Here is a 17,571-nt window from a genome sequence, read left to right as displayed (position 1 = left end):
CCAGACTGAGGTCGGGCCTCACCTTCCTTTTCGGTATAGATATAATGAAGTCGGAATGAAAAGACCGATCCGAGGGATCTGCGCGTAGCTTTTTCCGGGGTAAGGCTTCAGGAAATATGCATCAGAAACACATTACCAATCCGGAAAAATGTGTGTTTTATAATGATCTGATGTTGCAATAAATCGTGGCAATATCAGCATCTTTCCGTATGGCGGATTGACTGGCAGAAGGACGGAGAGTGGTACGATGGAGACCATTGGTACACTGGAAGCAGAGACGATCTACCCCATTTCTCCGGATCGCCGTCATGGGAGTGCCCGAGACCTGTTTACGGTCTGGTTCGGGCCGAACCTCATGATGCTGACGGTCGTGACCGGGGCGTTGGCGACGACGGTTTTCGGGTTGTCTCTGGTTCCTGCGCTACTGGCGCTTCTGGCGGGCAATCTGGTGGGCGGCGTTTTCATGGCGCTGCATGCGGCTCAGGGGCCTCGGCTGGGTGTGCCGCAGATGATTCAGACGCGAGGGCAGTTCGGGCTGTTCGGGGCGGTTCCGGTGACGGCGGTAATCGTGCTGATGTATGTCGGGTTTGCGGCCTCAAATCTTGTTCTGGGAGCGGAGGGGCTTCAGTCCTGTTTTCCGGGGCTGGGGCGGTTTTCGGCCATTCTGATCATCCAGATCTTGTCCATTGTTCCTGCCATTCTCGGATATCATGTGATCCATGTTGCGGCGCGTATTTTGACGCTGCTGTGCGGGGCGGCCGTGATGGTCTGTCTGTGGCAGATCATGGTCGTGCACCCGGCGGTGCACGACGTGGCGGTGCCGTCATGGGGCGGGACAGGTATTCTGCGCACCCTGTCACTAGCGGCTTTATGGCAGATAGCGTATGCGCCTTATGTTTCGGATTCGTCACGATATCTTCCGGCCGGGCCGAAAAGTGAAAAATATGCGTTCGTGGCATGTTTTTCAGGGTCCGTTTCGGGGTCGATGCTGGCCATGGGGCTGGGGGCCGCGATCGGGATCGTGGCAGGTGGGGCGCATGTCATTCAGACGCTTACGGCGATCTTGGGCGTAACCGCAGTGCCGGTTCTATTGGCGCTGTCCATCGGTATCGCGGTGGCGAATGCCATGAATGTCTATTGCGGGGCGCTCTCGACGCTGACCGTGGCGCAGACGTTCACGCCGGACCGTCATTACGGAAAAGGTGCGCGGCTTGTGGTGACTGTAGGGCTTCTGTCGTTGGCTTTTGGTATGGCCACGCTTATGGCCGACCAGTTCATGACGGCTTATAGCGAGTTTCTGGAGCTTCTGATGTCAGTCATGATCCCGTGGACGGCGATTAACCTGACAGATTACTATATTCTCCATCATGGAGATTATGATGTGGCCTCTTTCTTCAAGAAAGACGGCGGGATTTACGGGTATTACAACATGCCAGCCTTGTTCTGTTACGGGATCGGGGTTGCGGTTCAAATTCCGTTTCTGGCGACCAATCTTTATACGGGAAGTGTGGCCAGAATGCTGGGAGGCGTGGATGTTTCCTGGGTGGTGAGCCTCATTCTGACGCCGATGATCTATATCGTTGCGGAGCGGACGTTCCGGCGGAAAGTTCTGCCTGCGGGAGAGCGGGCATGACGCTTTTATACAATGCGCGGATTGCGCTTCCGGGCGATGAGCGATTTGAAGGCGCGGTCCTTCTGCGCGATGGGCGGATTGCGGCAATTGGCGAGCGTCAAGCGTTGCTCGATGGCTGCGGGGCGGATGTGGAGCAGGTGGATCTAGGGGGCGCCTGTGTCCTTCCGGGGTTTGTGGACAGCCATCTTCATCTGTTGATGGGGGCGGAATATCTGTCGAATATCGGCCTGCGGGACGCCAGAACGATGGCGGAAGTTGTGGGGCGGGTGGAGGCGTTCGCCGCCGCGCATCCGGAGCGGGAATGGCTTGTGGGGCTGGAATGGAGCTACGGCTATCCGGATCTGCCGCCGGAAGGTTTTGACCGTGCGATGCTCGATGCGGTGGTGCCGGACCGGCCGGTTTTTCTAAGGTCCGGCATGGCGCATGCGGCTTGGGCCAACAGCAGGGCGCTCGAACTTGCGGGCATTGATGCGTCAACGCCGGACCCGGAGGGCGGCGAAATCGTGCGCCGTCCGGATGGGTCTCCGACGGGGTGGCTCAAGGAAGAGGCGGGCAAGCTGGTCGGGGCGCATGTGGTGCCCATGGATGAGGCGCTGGTTCGGGACGGGCTTGAGCGCGTTCTGGAGGAAATGGCGCGTTGCGGGATCACGCGGGTTGAGAGCGCGGCCTATGATGAAGGGCTGTTTCCGGCACTTGCGGAGATGGAAGCCTCCGGTGCACTGACCTGTCGGGTTGGGGTGATGGTTGAGATGCCGCCACCGGAGCTTTCGGAAAAGCGGTTGGCCGAGATCGTGGAACTGCGTCGACGGTATCATTCGCCAATGTTGAGTCTGGATGGAGTGAAGTTCTTTCTGGATGGCGTTCTGGAATCGCACACGGCCAGCATGCCGCAGGGTTATGCGGACCGGCCGGACGAGACGGGAACGCTGGTCTGGAAGCCTGAGGCCTATCACTCCGCTGTGCGGCGTGTGTCCGAGGCGGGGTTTCAGATCTGGACGCATGCGATCGGCAGTGGGGCGATCCGGCTTGCGCTGGATGCCTATGCGCAGGTTCCCGAAGCGACGCGCTCTCTGCGGCATCGCGTCGAGCATGTGGAAATTCCGTTTGCCGAAGATATTCCCCGGTTAAAAGAGCTGGGTGCGGTTGCCTGTCTTCAGCCTGTGATGGTTGCGCCGTCCGATGAATGGATGGGGATGGACGGAGTGTGGGCGCAGCGGGTGCGCGAGAGCGAGCAGGAGCGGGCGTTTCCGAACCGGTCGCTTCTGGATGCGGGCAGTGTCGTGGCGTTCGGGACGGACTGGCCGATCGTGTCGCTGTCGCCGCTTCGGGGGATCGGCAAGGCCGTGACCCGCCGGAGCCTTGCGGGAGGCGCGGCGTTCGTTCCGCAGCAGGCCATCAGCGTTGACGAGGCGCTGTATGCCTATACGGCGGCGGGGGCTTTTGCCTGTCATCGTGAGGGGCAGGAAGGCAGCATCGAGGTCGGAAAACTGGCGGATCTGGTGGTTCTGGATGCGGATCCGGCTGATGTGCCGCCCGAGCGGATTTCGAAAATTTCGGTTCTGATGACCGTTCTTGGGGGGCGGGTCGTTTATGACGCGCGTTGATGACGGTGTCTTTTCCGGTGTTGCGGCGTCCGCGCGCCGGCGTCTTCCACGGCTGTTTGCGGATTATGTCGATGGGGGCGCGCATGGGGAATGGACCATGGTGCGGAACCGCGAGGCTTTCCGCGAATGGGGGATCGTGCCGCGGGGGCTGAAGAACGTCGAGACCGTGGATGCGGGTGTGCGCTGTTTCGGGCAGGAGTGGGCAGCGCCGTTCATGCTCGCGCCGGTCGGTTTTGCGGGGATGCTGCATCCGGACCGCGAAGTGGGCGCCGCGCGTGCTGCGCTGCGCTGCGGGGTGGGGATGGCCGTTTCCACCTTTTCCATTGATCCGATGGAAGCGGTTGCGAAAGTGGGGGGGGCGCCGCTTGCGCAGATCTATGTTTTCCGGGACCGAGGTCTGACGCGGGATATGCTGGCCCGTGCGGCGCAATGCGGCATGGACGGCATTATCGTGACGATTGATACGGCTATTACGCCGGTGCGGGAGCGGGATGTGCGAAATGGATTCCGCCATCTTTCGCGGCCCACGCTGATGCAGATGGCGGGCATGATGACCCATCCGCGCTGGTGTCTGGGCATGGCGGGGCGCGGGACGCCGGCGATCGGAAATCTGGCCGCTTATACCACGGCGCACGGCATTATGGGGCAGGCCAAGGACATGGCCGCGCAGATTGATCCCACGCTCGACAGGGCCGGGCTTGAATGGCTCCGGAGCGAATGGAAGGGGCGGCTTGTTGTGAAGGGCGTCATGCACCTGGAAGATGCAGGGAACGCCATTGCGGCGGGTGCGGATGGGGTGATCGTCTCCAATCATGGTGGACGGCAGATGGATCCGTCTCCGGCGACGCTGGACGTTCTGCCGCAGATTGTGGACGCCGTTGAGGGCCGGGGCGATATCGTTCTCGACAGTGGCATTCGCCGGGGCGGGGATGTCGTGACGGCTTTGGCGCTGGGGGCGACGGCCGTTTCCATCGGGCGTCCGTGGGCCTGGGCGCTGGCCGCGGGCGGCGAGGCCTCCGTGGAGAAAGCCATCCGCGCGCTGTCTCAGGAAGTGGTGGATATTCTGGGGCTGGCCGGTCTTGAAGACATCGCCGCCCTGCGCCGGCGCGGGCCGCAGGCTCTGTGGAAATTATAGTCCGACATGTCAGGGCCTCAGGGTCCGCAGGATGTCTGAAGACGGAAGAGAGCAGACCGGATGACGAAAAATACCGAGTTTTATACGAAGCGTGCTGCCGAACTGTCGTTGCGCAACGACTGCTGGATTGACGGGCGGTTTGTTCCGGCTCTCTCCGGTCAGCGTTTCGAGACCATCAATCCGGCGACAGGCGCCGTTCTGGCGCAGGTGGCGCGGGGCGACACCGGGGATATCGACCGGGCCGTTGTCAGCGGGCGGGCCGCCTTTAGAAGTGGGGTCTGGTCCGGTCTGACACCGGCGGAGCGCAAGGCCGTTCTGCTGCGCTGGGCGCAGCTTGTGCGGGACAATCTCGAAGAACTGGCCCTTCTGGACACGCTGGATGTTGGTAAGCCGATTTCCGATACGCTCACGATTGATGTGCCGGGTGCTGCGGCCATTCTGCAATGGCATGCCGAGGCCATCGACAAGCTGTATGACGAGATTGCACCGACGGGCGGGCGGGATCTTGCGATGGTGCGTCGGGTGCCACTTGGGGTTGTGGGTGTGGTGGTGCCGTGGAATTTTCCGCTGGATCTGGCGATCTGGAAAATTGCGCCGGCTCTGGCTGTGGGAAACTCAGTTGTTCTTAAGCCTGCCGAGCAGTCTCCGCTGTCCGCACTGCGCCTTGCGGAGCTTGGGTCCGAAGCTGGTCTGCCAGCGGGCGTTCTGAATGTCGTGACGGGGTTCGGGCATGAGGCGGGGCGCGCTCTGGGGCTGCATCCGGATGTGGACTGTCTGGCCTTTACTGGTTCGACGGAGATCGGAAAGCTCTTTCAGGGCTATGCCGGTGAGAGCAACATGAAGCAGGTCTGGCCGGAGACGGGCGGGAAGAGCCCATGCCTGGTGTTTCCCGATGCCGATCTGGAGGCTGCTGCGGACAAGGCAGCCTGGGGTATTTTCTTCAATCAGGGGCAGGTCTGTTCAGCGAATTCGCGTCTGTTGGTACATGAAACGATCGCGCAGGATATGATCGGGCGGCTGAAGGCCAGAGCCGAGGCTCTTGTGCCCGGTAATCCGCTGGACCCGTCTACGCGGCTGGGGCCGATGGCGACGGTGGAGCATGCGGACCGTGTTGCCGGTTTCATTGAAGCCGGACGTCAGAGCGGCAGGCTTGTGACGGGGGGAGGGCAACTGACCCATGGGGCATCGCGGGCCTATATCCAGCCGACGGTTTTTGCGGATGTTGCGTCGGACGCCACGATTGTGCGCGAGGAGATTTTCGGGCCTGTTCTAATTGTCCAGACGTTCCGGGACGAGGATGAGGCGGTGGCTCTGGCCAATGATACGCCTTACGGTCTGGCGGCGTCCGTCTGGACCCGAGACATCACGCGGGCTTTGACAGTTTCGGACAGGCTGAATGCGGGAACGGTGTCGATCAATACCGTTGATGCGCTGTCTCCGATGACGCCGTTCGGGGGAATGAAGCTGTCCGGTTTCGGACGTGACCTCTCGCTTCACAGTTTCGATAAATATTCTGCTCTGAAGACGGTCTGGATCAAATACTGATCCGCTCGGGCGCGTATTGGGGTTTTGCGGAGAAATCTGATGGTAACGCTTGCAATCAGTGCAGAAGGGCCGGGCGTCTGGGAGAACTGGCGGAATGCTTTCCGTGAGGTAGCGCCCGGTATCCGGACGGTGTCGTGGTTTGATCCGGCGTTTGATCCGTCCAAAGCCGATTATGCGCTGGTCTGGGACCCAGCTCCTGGAGAAATGGCGAAAATGCAGCATATGCGCGCCATTTTCTGTAGTGGGGCGGGAGTGAACCACCTGGTGGGTCGGAAAGATTTTCCGAAGGATGTCATGCTGGTCCGTATGGGAGGAGACCAGACGGCGGTTCTGATGGCGGATTATGTGCTGTGGGCGATCGTTTCGCTGCTGCGTGATGCGCGGACCTGGGCCTTGCAGCAGGAGAAGAAAATCTGGCGTCGCAATCTTGAATACCGCACGAGTGCGGAGACCACGATCGGGATTCTGGGATATGGCAATCTGGGGTCGGCTGTGGCGCAGCGCCTGTCAAAGGCCGGGTTTCAGGTTTCGGCGTGGTGTCGCCGGGTGCGGCCGATTGAGGATGTTGCGCTGTATTTCGGAGAGGACGGCAAGGTCGATTTTCTGGGAAAGACGGATATTTTAGTCAACCTTCTACCCAGTACGCCGCAGACGCGCGGTCTGATTGATGCGGAGTTTCTGTCTCACCTTAAGCCGGGAGGCAGTCTGATCAATGTGGGGCGTGGCGAGCAGGTGGTGGCGGAAGACCTGATTTCGGCGCTCGACAGCGGGCGGATGCGGGGGGCTGTGCTGGATGTTTTTGCGCAGGAGCCACTGCCGCAGGATGCTGTTTTCTGGGAGCACCCGAAAGTTTTCGTGACCCCCCATGTTGCGGCCGAGGCGTCCTGTAAAATGCAGGCGGCTTATGTCGCCGGGGCTATCGGCGAGATCGAGGCGGGGAAGACTCCCGCCCTGACCTATCACCCTGACTGGGGATATTGAGAACGCTTACCTTCAGGCTTTTGAAAGGTCGTGCATGACCTCTGTGATGCTTTCGCGGAGGATGTCTCCAATTCTGGCGATCTGCTCTTCCGACAGGATCAGTGGTGGGGATAGAATCAGGATATGTCCAAGCGGGCGGGCGACGAGGCCTTTTTCCTGAGCCTTGCGCGCGACCAGCATGCCAATGTTGAGCTTGGCATCGAAGAGGGTTTTGCTGGTCCTGTCCCTGACGAATTCTATGCCCATCATAAAATGGCTGCCGCGGACTTCGCCGACGATGTCGAAATCTTCCAGCGTGCGTAATGTGTTTTCAAACAGCTTGCCCGTGACGCGTACCCGTTCCGGGATCTGTTCGGCTTCCATTAGGGCGATATTCGCCAGACCGGCGGCGGCGGCGGCCGGATGGCCGGCATAAGTCATGCCGTGGGTGAAGACGCCGTCCGGGCCGGACACCACATCGTAGATTTCGTCGGTCATGATCGTGGCGGCGAGGGGCTGATAGCCGGAGGTGACGCCTTTTGCGATGGTGATCATGTCCGGCTGGGTATCGAAAACCGCTTCGGAAGCGAAGAAATGTCCGAGACGTCCGAACGCCGTGACGACTTCATCGGCTACAAACTTGATATCGTATTCCCGACAGACGTCCTGAACGCGCCGGTGGTATCCTTTGGGCGGAACGATGACGCCGCCAGCTCCCATGATGGGTTCGCCAATAAAACAGGCGATGTTTTCGGGGCCAAGGCGTTCAATTTCATGGCGCAGGTCGGCGATGAGCAGATCCGTGAAGTCCGCCTCTGTCATCCCGTCGCCTTCGCGCCAGTAATGCGGTTTTTTCAGGTGATGGACGATCCCTTCGGCTTTTGACCAGCCTTTGGAATAGGCGGGGGTGGTCATTGCGATGGAGAGATAGGTCGAGCCGTGATACGCGCCGTGGCGGCTCAGGACGAGTTTCTTTTCGGGTTTTCCCAGACGCTCGTAATAATGATGTAAGATGCGCACGGCGCCGTCATTGGCATCCGACCCTGAAGTGGAGAAATGGACGTGATTCAGGTTTCCAGGCGCCAGTTGCGCCAGTTTTTTGGCCAGTGCGGCGGCTGTGGGGTGCGTGAAGGTGTAGAAGGTGGAATAAAAATCCAGCGTTGAGAGCTGGTTGGAAATGGCGTCAATGATCTCGGGGCGTCCGTGACCCATGTTGACGCACCACAAACCGCCAATGCCATCAATCAGTTCCTGACCGTTACTGTCACGAACCATGACGCCCTTTGCTGCAACGATTGCGGTGCGGGCATGGGGTTTCTTTAGACTGTCAAGATCCGCCCAGGACTGGACGAGATGGGTATCTGCCGCGAGAATGTCTTCGGTGGTGTAGGGTAGTGCAGACGGCATGTTCAGGTCCTCCATCTATAAGGGCTGTGCGGGATGCAGCTGCTGATGTGTGATGGTAGGCTCTGTGTGGATGGGACGTATATTGCCCTGAAGGGGTATAGCCGGATGTTTTGTCAGCAGGAACAGCAGCTTGGGGCGGTGATTTCAGCGCTGATGACTCCTGCGTTCGAGCAGTATCTTGTGGCGTGGCTCGAGAGTTGTGTCCCGATCGATAATCTGACGATCCTTTCCTATGGGAGAGATGGTCGGCCGAAGTGCCTGTTGACGCACTCAAAAGAAAAAAATGTCCATGCCCGCTTTGACAGTGCGTATTGCACGGGGATCTATCTGCTTGATCCGTTTTTTGTTGTGGACAGGGCCGGGGCGCCTTCGGGGCTATATCGTCTTGAGGATGTTGTTCCCGATCATTTCGCTGCGTCGGACTATTACCTGAAATATTACCGGGATACGCATATTCTGGACGAGATGACGTATCTGGTCCGGATATCGGCGGATGTTTCCATTCATATCTGTCTCGGGCGCGATACGAGTTCGGGAGAGACATTTGTTGCGGCGGAGTGGGAAAAAGCTCTGGCCATTCAGCCTGTTGTAGCGGCGCTGGCGGGGAGACACTGGTCAGGGCTTGAAGCTGCGCCGACCGCCCATGCGCAGGATACCATGACGGAGTTTCGCGAGCAGTGTGAAAAGACGTATGGCATCATGCTGACGGCGCGGCAGTCACAGACGGCTTTGCTGATTTTGCGGGGACATTCTTCACGTTCGATTGCAAGCCTCATGGGAGTGAGCGTGCAGACGGTGAAAGTGTTTCGCAAACAGATCCATACGCGCTGTGCCGTCTCCTCGCAGGCGGAGCTTTTTGCGATGATGATGCCTGTTCTGGTCAAACTGGGTGAGCAATAACGCTCCGGTTAGTAGACGAAGGGTAGGCAGGCGTATCTCCGGCCGGATGTGACGGGTTGGACTGCATGCAGGAGCGCGCAGGAAAATATGACGGCTCCGCCAGCATTGGGGCGGAAGGTCTGTGGGCCGAATTCGGGGAAAATCAGTTCTCCGCCGGCGTAGTCGTCATTGAGGGTGAGGGAGACGGCGAACTGGCGGTGGGCGGAACTGGGGACGGTATTGTCCCGATGCGCGTCGAAAAAGCCTTTATCCGTGGCGTCGTAGGAACTGATGAGCATTCTGTCCATCTGGGTAGCCGTGAATCGGAAAGCCCGGAAAATCTCGGGGACGACGCGGCGGATGATACGGTTTTGCAGCTCCGTGACGATGCCCCGGTCGCGCAGGGACGTGTCCCGCCTGCGTTTGAAATCCGGGGCGACGGTGCGGACCGGATGTCCTGCGGCATTGGAGGTCAGGATGGGAGAGGGCTGGGGATTGTGGGTGTCGTGATACCGGATCAGGTCCTGGCAGAAGGCCGGTTCCAGAACGTGGTCCAGCATGAGAACCGGGACAGGCATGCTGCGCTGCGGGGCGGTGGCTTTCTGGAGTAACGTCGCGAAAAACGTTTCTTCCAGACCGGGACGGTGGAGTTGCGTGTGGACGACATGCATCATCGGGTCGAGTTCTATCCAGCCCGGTGGCGTGTTTTCAGCAATTCCGAACGTCCGGTGGCAGATACGATCGATATCGTAAAGGAAACAAACCGATCTGAGATCGGACCGGTTTTTGAGAATGGTCGTGTCGACCCCGTCGAGGGTGACGCCTAGAAACAGGCAGTCCCTGCGATTCAAGACCTCCGGATATCGGGAGAGGTGCTGGAGGACGCTTTTGACCTCGGGGTCAGTTGATGAGGAAAAGAAAAACAGCAGGATTCTGCGCCCGCCCATCATGTCAAAGGACAGGCCCCCGGAGCTGGTGCTGGCTTTCTGTATGAAAGGCGGTATGGGGTCACCGGTTTCAGCCGTGGTCCAGGACATGCGCGCTCTCGGAAAGGGGCAGATATGGCGAGCATGCCCAAGAGAGGAGCTTATCGCAAGATGTATTTGCCTATACAACTTTCACAAGAGAGAAAGAGAAGGTCTTTGCGAATCCTGTAAAAGTTAATTCATTCTGAAATTTTCTATAAAAAAATATAAATTTATTCAATGACATAAAAGATTTTCTTTAGCGAGTACCATGATGGGTGAGGCTGACGGCGTGTCGTTGATGGTCTGTGGAAAATTTGTCGGGTTAGGGCATGAGATGGAGCGAAGAAAATTTTTCGAAGGTGGAAAGATATTTTTAAGTTATTGTTATTGCTTGAATATTAATCTTTTTCTGAAGAAAAATTAGACATATCTTTGTCGTGTTGGTGAAAAAGATAGGTTGCATATGCAACCAGACATGACATTGTGATTTCGATACGAAATGATTTCGAGCAGGTATCATGCCAATCGCAAAACGCCGTCGTGCTTGTGTAGCCCTTTCCACCATGACGTTTCTTGCGTCGACCTCTCTGGCTGGAGCTGCACCGGCAACATATGCGCGTTCGCTGTTGCGGGCTCATACTGCTGGAGCGTCAACGAAGCGGAAGCCTCATCCAGTCAGTGCGCGAGGGCCGGAGATTATTTCCGTGCATGCTGCGGGGGCAAACGGGGCATATGGCAAGGTCCGGCATATTGCGGGCGGGGGGCTGATGGCCGTTCAGACGGGCGGCGACATGCGCAGTACCGTGACTTCGGAATATATCAATAAGCAGGCGTCGACGACGACGGCCTATCAGGCTGTTTCTCTGGCTCCGGGCGCTAATCTTTCCCAGAGTGACCCTTACGGTTTTGCGGCCAATTCGATGCTGAGCGTACGCGGGTTGGGGGGCAACGAAATCGGGCAGGTCTGGGAAGGAATGCCGGTCAACGATATCGAGACCTATAATGGCTATCCGACATACTGGGCGGATGGTGAAGACATTGATTCCGTCAGTCTGACGCAGGGGTCCTCGTCCATCACGGCGCCGGTGGTCAATGCTTCGGGCGGGCAGGTGACGACGCTGATGCGCGATCCGTCTCACAAGATGGGCGGGTTGGTCGATTACAGTTACGGCACGCTGAACCTTCAAAGGTTCTTCGGACGTTTCGATACCGGGGATATCGGGAATACGGGTCTTTCGGCCTATGTGTCGTTTTCCAACGGAACGGCCAAGAATTCCCTGGGGCCGGGGCGTCAGATGCGTCGGCATATCGACTTCGGCTTCAAGAAGGAATTTGCAAACGGCGATCGGATGAAGCTAGTCGGATCGTATGTTGACATGAATTACATGTACAATCCGAACCCGACGCTTGCCGACTGGCAGACTTCTGGGCGGAGTTATTCATGGAACGGGACATTTACACCCGGAAGCTCGGATTACTGGCGGCAGAACCGCTGGAAATGGGAGCAGATCATGATGAGTCTGCCCTCCGACTTTACGCTTCCGGGGAAGGTGAAGCTCAATGTGACGCCTTATTTCCTGTATGCGATACAGAATTCTCCGGCGTCTTCCACGCTTTCATCTGATGGGAATTATTACGGGACGGAACCTGTTTCCGTGACCATTCCGGATGCCCAGGCGTCGGGCGGGAGTGTGAGAAGCGATTACGTGGGCATGCAGTCCGTGGGCGGGTTCAATGCGTCGCTTTCACGCCAGTTCGGCGTTCAGAAAGTGACGCTGGGATATTGGTACCAGTACAGCGTTGATGACCTATCGATGCCGTTTTCGTCGGTTGATTCGATCGGAAATGCTGCGTCGGCCTGGAGTCTGAAAAATGTGACTATGGGCAATGGCCAGCCGTATCTTGCGGAGAAAGAGCATACCGTTACGCAGACGAATGCGCTTTATCTGCAGGACGAGATTTCTCTTCTCAATGATCGCCTGAAGATTGTGGGCGGTATCAAAACGCTGATGATGAGCAAGGCGGGAACTAATGGTCTGCCAGGCACGCAGTATCATGTGGGTGCCAATAACTTCCAGCCGCTTCCGCGCGTCTCTGCAACCTACAAGATTGATTCCCACAATCAGGTCTTTATCAATGCCAGCACCAATACATTGATGCCGATTGATGACACCTTGTATAATTCCTATTCCGGCGGGGCGGTTTCAACGCAGGGTAATCCGGCGATCAAGCCTGAATATTCGATTTCCGAAGAACTGGGCTACCGGTATCAGGACAAAATCGTTCATGCCAGTCTGGCGCTGTTCAATTACAACTTTACGAACAGGCAGGTATCTAGCCTGCGTTACGTCAATAACGTTCCGGTCTATTCGACGATCAACGGCGGCGGACAGACGTCGCGCGGTGTGGATTTCGAAGCGGGGCTGATGCCGTTTCATGGCTTTTCGCCTTATGTGTCGGTCGAATATCTTCATGCGACGATCGACAATAATATTCAAGTCGGAAACGATTATCTGCCGACGGCAGGGAAAACGGCGGTTCGCAGCCCGTCGTTTCAGGGATCTTTCGGTCTTGTCTATGATTACAAAAATTTCTTCGGAACGTTCTCGTTCAAATACACAGGGTCGCAGTATTCGACCTTCATGAACGATGAAAAAATGCCCGCTTACAAGACGTTTAACCTGTCTCTAGGGTATCGTCTGCCGAGCGTCGGTTTTGTCAAACATCCGGAAATCCGGGTCGCGTTCATCAACCTGACGGATGAGAAAGTCCTGTCCGGTATTGCGTCGCCCCAGCTGAATGCTCAGACCACCCGTGGCACTTACGGGACATCCATTGATGGAAGCTCTCCCGGATATTACATCGCGCCGCGATTTACGACGGCGATGACCGTGGCTGCGGGCTTCTGAATTTTTCCAAACCTCTTTCTGTTTCTCTGAAAATGGAGACCTTACTCATGGTCAATTCTCCTTCCGTGTCGTCCCGTTTGTCGAATGATCGTGTGATCCGTGCCGATCATGGTGCCGAGATCAGTGCAAAGTCGTGGCAGACCGAAGCGGCCATGCGGATGCTGATGAACAATCTCGATCCGGACGTGGCGGAGAAGCCGTCGGAGCTTGTGGTTTATGGTGGGATTGGAAGAGCAGCGCGGAACTGGGACTGCTATGACCGGATCGTGGAAGCCCTGCGAGAGCTGGAGGATGAAGAGACGCTGGTCGTTCAGTCTGGCAAACCGGTTGGTGTGTTCCGGACGCATGCCAATGCACCGCGTGTTCTGATTGCGAATTCCAATCTCGTGCCGCACTGGGCGACCTGGGAGAAATTCAACGAGCTCGATCGAGCGGGGCTGATGATGTACGGCCAGATGACGGCCGGATCCTGGATCTATATCGGAAGTCAGGGGATTGTTCAGGGGACGTATGAGACGTTCGTTGAGATGGGGCGCCAGTATTACGGTGGCGACCTCAAGGGCCGCTGGATTCTGACGGGTGGTCTGGGGGGGATGAGCGGTGCGCAGCCGCTGGCTGCCGTGATGGCGGGGGCGTCCATGCTGGCGGTGGAATGTGAGCCGTCGCGCATTCAGAAGCGTCTGGAGACGGGTTATTTGGACCGGCAGGTGCAGGATCTGGATGAGGCGTTGCAGATCATTCATGAGGCCTGCGCCAAGGGTGAGGCGGTTTCCGTGGGGCTTCTGGGCAATGTGGCTGAAATCTTTCCGGAGCTGGTGCGGCGTGGCATCCGCCCGGACGGTGTGACGGACCAGACATCCACGCATGATCCGCTGAATGGATATCTCCCGGCTGGATGGTCGCTGGAGAAGGCTGAGAAGCTGCGGATTACGGACCCGGCAGCGGTTGAAAAAGCGGCGCGGGAGTCTATGCGGCTTCAGGTCGAGGCAATGGTAGCGTTTCATCGGATGGGGGTGCCGACCTTCGATTACGGCAACAATATCCGCCAGATGGCGCTGGAAGAAGGGCTGGAAGATGCCTTTGCGTTTCCGGGATTTGTGCCGGCCTATATCCGTCCGCTGTTCTGCCGGGGGATCGGTCCGTTCCGCTGGGCGGCGCTGTCGGGCGATCCGGAGGACATCTACAAGACGGATGCGAAGGTCAAGGAATTGCTGCCGGATGACAAGCATCTGCACAACTGGCTGGATATGGCGCGAGAGAAAATCCAGTTTCAGGGTCTGCCATCCCGGATCTGCTGGGTGGGTCTCGGGGACCGTCACCGGCTGGGGTTGGCGTTCAACGAGATGGTGGCCAAGGGTGAGCTGAAAGCGCCGATCGTGATCGGACGCGATCATCTGGACAGTGGGTCGGTGGCCAGTCCCAATCGTGAAACGGAGGCCATGCGCGATGGGTCCGATGCCGTTTCCGACTGGCCTTTGCTGAATGCGCTGCTCAATACCGCCTCGGGCGCGACCTGGGTGTCGCTGCATCATGGTGGCGGTGTGGGCATGGGTTTCTCGCAGCATTCGGGCATGGTGATTGTGGCCGATGGTACGGACGATGCCGCTGCCCGTCTGGAGCGCGTGTTGTGGAATGATCCGGCGACAGGTGTGATGCGTCATGCCGATGCGGGCTATGACATTGCCGTGGCTTGTGCGCATGAAAAGGGCTTGAACCTGCCCATGATTACGACCAAGAAATAAGGTTTCGGAGGCGCATCTTTTCGGGGATGCGCCTTTTTTTGCTTCTGACAGGATAACTGCGATCATCATGACAGGAATACAGGTTGTCCGTTATCTTCCGGGGCGGCAGCTTCTGCTTCTGGCGCTGGGGCTCAGCATCTGCTCCGGCTGTGCGTATCTGGGCTCGTCCGTAATGCCCTTTCAGATTGATGCGCTGATGTCGGGGCTGCATCAGTCCGCCAGTCGGGCGGGGATGTTCGGCTTTTTCGAAATCATGTCCTTTGCGGTTTTCATGGTGGTGCTGTCCCGTCTGACGGGGCGCGTTTCGGTGGTCATGACGGCGTTTCTGGGCGCGGGGCTGGCGGTTCTGTCGTCCCTGCTGACGGCGATGGGTCTGTCTTCCTCGGCGTGGACGTGGGGCTGTGCGCTTCTGTTTGGTCTGGGGGAGGCGCTGCTGGGGCGGTCCTATGTCTGTGCGGCGTCGGCGAGTGAGAACCCTGACCGGATGTATGCCATTTCCAATGGTGGGGGGCTGATCGTTCTGGTGGCGGTGATCGACGCCATCCCTTACGCCACGCGCAGTTTTGGCGAACTGGGGGTTTTCGTCGGGATCGCGGTCATTGTTGCGGTGATTGCGCCGTTCATGGCGACGCTGCGCCATGCGCCGCCATTGCCGTTCCGGCAGAGTACGGAAAAGATGCGTCTGACGCGTGGCGGGGTGGCGCTGCTGTTTATCTGGGTGGGGTCGTCTCTGGGATCGAGCATGGCGTGGTCCTTTGCCGAACGGGTCGGGCGGGCCATTCATCTGTCAGCCGATTATATCGTTTTTCTCTCGACGGTGGGGATCGTTTCCAGCGTTCTGGTCAGCTTCACTGTCGGTGCGCTGGCGCAGCGGCTGCGGCGGGAGATCATTCTGCCGCTAACATTGATCGGGACGGGCGTAGGTGGCTTGCTGGCGTGTTCGGCTTGGGACACATGGAGCTACACGGCGGGCGTCATCATCTACTGGAACTGTTCCATGCTGTCCTATGCGTGGCTGCTGGGAAGTGCGGCCGCGCTGGATCATACGGGTAGGGTCGGGACGTTCTGTGGCGGTATGGACCGCATGGGATATGCTCTGGGAGCACCGCTGGGAGGGCTGATTGTCGATCATGCCTCTTTCACGATGCTTGGCATTGCCGGGTGTGTGGCCTGTGTGGTCAGCCTTCCGTTCGGGTTGCCTGTTCTCCTCAGGGAGATCCGGGCGTCCGGCACGGAGGGTCGGCCTGCATCAGGGCTTCAAGTCGGGTGATATCGTCCGCCAGCGGGTGGTCTTCCTCGTAAAGGGGAAGGATGGCCCGCACGCTGTTGTAAAGCTCCAGCGTGCGGGGGGCGATTTTCCCGGTGAGACCGGCAAGGTCCATGGCCTGACAGAGGGCCAGAAGTTCAATCGCGAGAATGGATCGTGTATTGGCGACAACGTCCCGTGCCTTGAGGGCCGCTGGTGTGGCGTGGACGAGGATGTCTTCCTGAAGACCTGAGGTAATGCCGCCATCCAGACTGGCGGGGAGGGCGTTGCGGCGGTTGGCACTGACAAGCGAAGCCGCCGTGTATTGCGCGATCATGAAGCCGCTTCCCGTGCCGGAATCGCTAGACAGGAAGGCCGGGAACGGGGTGAGCAGGGGGTTGACCATGCGGTCCAGACGGCGTTCGGAGACTGCACCCAGAGAGGCCAGTGCGATGGCGGCTTCGTCCATGACGCGGGCAATGCTGGCGCCGACGGCATGGGCTTCGGAGAACGCGCCGATGCCTGTTTCGTCCTCAATGATGGCGGGATTGTCGGACAGGCTTTGCAGTTCCTGTGTGACAGTGTGGCGGATGCCGGTCAGAGCGTCATGGATCGATCCATGAATATGGGGTATGGCGCGCAGGCTCAGGGCGTCCTGTGTGCGCTGGCCTCGGGCGTCTGCGATCCTAGTCGAGCCTGCCAGATTCTGGTTGAGGGCCTGTGAGACGGCGCGATGGCCGGGCGGGACGCGCAGATCTGCCGAGCGTGGATCAAAGGCGCGCTGTTGTCCGCCCAGGACATCAAAGGTTGCAGCGGCGATCCGATCTGCCCAGTGGAGGCAGGTGGCGGCTTCTTCCGTGACGAGGCTGGCAATTCCGGTGGCGCAGGAGAGGCCGTTGACTAGGCACAGCCCTTCCTTGGCTTCAAGAACGAGCGGGATGAAACCGAGCTGTTCCAGCACCTCGGCGGCGGCCTGTTCCGTGCCATTGGTCCGGAGCATTCCGTGACCGATCAGGGTCAGGGAAATATGAGCCATGTGTGTGAGATATCCGACCGATCCGTCCCGTGGCACGATTGGCAAGCAATCGTGGTTGAGGAGGGCGACGAGGCGATCGACGATCTCCGCGCGGAGGCCGGAATAGCCCAGGCAGTACTGGTTGACGGCGCAGGCCATGATGGCGCGCGTTGCTTCGGCGCTGAGGGGAGGGCCGAGCCCCGTGGCGTGGCTGAAGAGGATCTTGCGGGAGAGGGTTGACTGTTTTTCAGGTGTGATCCGCGTGTCTGAAAGTCCGCCGACGCCCGTATTGAGGCCGTAGGCGGCGGACTCGCTCTCGACAAGAACACGGAGGCGCCGGTTGGCGTCGTCAAGCCGCTGCCGCGCCGCCTGCGACAGCTGGATCGTTTTTCTGTTCCGGGCGATGTCGCAGATGTCCTGCGGAGAGAAAGGCTGATCGAGCAGGAGTTCGGTCACGGCGGGTCTCTTGGTTGTCTATACAAGAGAGAACTTTAGAGGCGTCGTGTCGGGGGCGTCAATCCGCCGGGC

13 protein-coding genes are annotated in these 17,571 nt (G+C 58.7%); 10 read left to right on the top strand and 3 right to left on the bottom strand.

All coding sequences use genetic code 11. The features are described from left to right. Positions 1–247 precede the first annotated feature (247 nt). From KP705_RS12980 to KP705_RS12960, 5 genes are read left to right on the top strand one after another with little or no spacing between them, the layout of a single operon-like run. Entirely contained in the window at positions 248–1,633 is a 1,386-nt protein-coding gene (locus KP705_RS12980) for a cytosine permease (RefSeq protein WP_215764594.1), read from the top strand. Continuing rightward, complete coding sequence (locus tag KP705_RS12975; RefSeq protein ID WP_215764593.1) at positions 1,630–3,237, top strand: amidohydrolase; 1,608 nt, start codon at positions 1,630–1,632, stop codon at positions 3,235–3,237. Before KP705_RS12980 ends, KP705_RS12975 begins: the two co-directional genes overlap by 4 nt. Beyond that, the gene (locus tag KP705_RS12970; protein ID WP_215764592.1) at positions 3,224–4,372 is read left to right on the top strand and encodes an alpha-hydroxy acid oxidase; all 1,149 of its coding nucleotides are present in this window, start codon (positions 3,224–3,226) and stop codon (positions 4,370–4,372) included. Before KP705_RS12975 ends, KP705_RS12970 begins: the two co-directional genes overlap by 14 nt. A 60-nt stretch (positions 4,373–4,432) precedes the next feature. Next, positions 4,433–5,917, top strand: coding sequence for an aldehyde dehydrogenase (locus KP705_RS12965; RefSeq protein WP_215764591.1), 1,485 nt, complete (start codon positions 4,433–4,435; stop codon positions 5,915–5,917). 39 nt (positions 5,918–5,956) lie between these two features. Next, on the top strand, positions 5,957–6,898 hold the full coding sequence (locus KP705_RS12960; RefSeq protein ID WP_215764590.1) for a glyoxylate/hydroxypyruvate reductase A: 942 nt from the start codon (positions 5,957–5,959) through the stop codon (positions 6,896–6,898). A 12-nt stretch (positions 6,899–6,910) separates the two neighbouring features. Here the strand turns inward: KP705_RS12960 and KP705_RS12955 are convergent, their stop codons facing one another. Further along, positions 6,911–8,284, bottom strand: a complete 1,374-nt coding sequence (locus KP705_RS12955; RefSeq protein WP_215764589.1) for an aminotransferase class III-fold pyridoxal phosphate-dependent enzyme — start codon at positions 8,282–8,284, stop codon at positions 6,911–6,913. Between the two features lie 45 nt (positions 8,285–8,329). Between KP705_RS12955 and KP705_RS12950 the strand changes: the two genes are divergently transcribed. Further along, positions 8,330–9,184 carry a helix-turn-helix transcriptional regulator gene (locus KP705_RS12950; protein WP_215764588.1) on the top strand — a complete coding sequence of 285 codons (855 nt, stop codon included), beginning with the start codon at positions 8,330–8,332 and terminating at the stop codon, positions 9,182–9,184. Positions 9,185–9,192: 8 nt separating this feature from the next. On the opposite strand, the gene KP705_RS21420 is transcribed toward KP705_RS12950, so the two are convergent. After that, positions 9,193–9,462 carry a 2OG-Fe(II) oxygenase gene (locus KP705_RS21420; RefSeq protein WP_374195568.1) on the bottom strand — a complete coding sequence of 90 codons (270 nt, stop codon included), beginning with the start codon at positions 9,460–9,462 and terminating at the stop codon, positions 9,193–9,195. 357 nt (positions 9,463–9,819) lie between these two features. Here KP705_RS21420 and KP705_RS20135 point away from each other — a divergent pair, with 357 nt between their 5' ends. The 4 genes from KP705_RS20135 (at position 9,820) to KP705_RS12930 (ending at position 16,052) form a co-directional block, all read left to right on the top strand. Beyond that, positions 9,820–9,990, top strand: coding sequence for a hypothetical protein (locus tag KP705_RS20135; protein ID WP_252348378.1), 171 nt, complete (start codon positions 9,820–9,822; stop codon positions 9,988–9,990). Between the two features lie 659 nt (positions 9,991–10,649). Next, entirely contained in the window at positions 10,650–13,040 is a 2,391-nt protein-coding gene (locus KP705_RS12940) for a TonB-dependent receptor (RefSeq protein ID WP_215764586.1), read from the top strand. Between the two features lie 65 nt (positions 13,041–13,105). Continuing rightward, the gene (gene hutU / locus KP705_RS12935) at positions 13,106–14,782 is read left to right on the top strand and encodes a urocanate hydratase (RefSeq protein WP_215764607.1); all 1,677 of its coding nucleotides are present in this window, start codon (positions 13,106–13,108) and stop codon (positions 14,780–14,782) included. A gap of 67 nt (positions 14,783–14,849) precedes the next feature. Continuing rightward, complete coding sequence (locus KP705_RS12930; RefSeq protein ID WP_215764585.1) at positions 14,850–16,052, top strand: hypothetical protein; 1,203 nt, start codon at positions 14,850–14,852, stop codon at positions 16,050–16,052. On the opposite strand, the gene hutH is transcribed toward KP705_RS12930, so the two are convergent. After that, positions 15,991–17,499 carry a histidine ammonia-lyase gene (gene hutH, locus KP705_RS12925; RefSeq protein ID WP_215764584.1) on the bottom strand — a complete coding sequence of 503 codons (1,509 nt, stop codon included), beginning with the start codon at positions 17,497–17,499 and terminating at the stop codon, positions 15,991–15,993. The genes KP705_RS12930 and hutH overlap by 62 nt on opposite strands. Positions 17,500–17,571: the final 72 nt, after the last annotated feature.

The organism is Gluconobacter sp. P1D12_c (assembly GCF_018812105.1).
Lineage (GTDB): Bacteria > Pseudomonadota > Alphaproteobacteria > Acetobacterales > Acetobacteraceae > Gluconobacter > Gluconobacter oxydans_A.
Note: the sequence above shows the minus strand (reverse complement) of the source record. Positions and strands in the feature narration are given on the sequence as shown.

What these genes read in the sequence shown, in the direction of transcription:
- KP705_RS12950 (WP_215764588.1), top strand. Translation starts at nt 8,330, where the DNA reads ATGTGTGATGGTAGGCTCTGTGTGGATGGGACGTATATTGCCCTGAAG.
- KP705_RS12970 (WP_215764592.1), top strand. Translation starts at nt 3,224, where the DNA reads ATGACGCGCGTTGATGACGGTGTCTTTTCCGGTGTTGCGGCGTCCGCG.
- KP705_RS12930 (WP_215764585.1), top strand. Translation starts at nt 14,850, where the DNA reads ATGACAGGAATACAGGTTGTCCGTTATCTTCCGGGGCGGCAGCTTCTG.
- KP705_RS12960 (WP_215764590.1), top strand. Translation starts at nt 5,957, where the DNA reads ATGGTAACGCTTGCAATCAGTGCAGAAGGGCCGGGCGTCTGGGAGAAC.
- KP705_RS12965 (WP_215764591.1), top strand. Translation starts at nt 4,433, where the DNA reads ATGACGAAAAATACCGAGTTTTATACGAAGCGTGCTGCCGAACTGTCG.
- KP705_RS12955 (WP_215764589.1), bottom strand. Translation starts at nt 8,284, where the DNA reads ATGCCGTCTGCACTACCCTACACCACCGAAGACATTCTCGCGGCAGAT.
- KP705_RS21420 (WP_374195568.1), bottom strand. Translation starts at nt 9,462, where the DNA reads ATGCTCATCAGTTCCTACGACGCCACGGATAAAGGCTTTTTCGACGCG.
- KP705_RS12940 (WP_215764586.1), top strand. Translation starts at nt 10,650, where the DNA reads ATGCCAATCGCAAAACGCCGTCGTGCTTGTGTAGCCCTTTCCACCATG.
- KP705_RS12975 (WP_215764593.1), top strand. Translation starts at nt 1,630, where the DNA reads ATGACGCTTTTATACAATGCGCGGATTGCGCTTCCGGGCGATGAGCGA.
- KP705_RS12980 (WP_215764594.1), top strand. Translation starts at nt 248, where the DNA reads ATGGAGACCATTGGTACACTGGAAGCAGAGACGATCTACCCCATTTCT.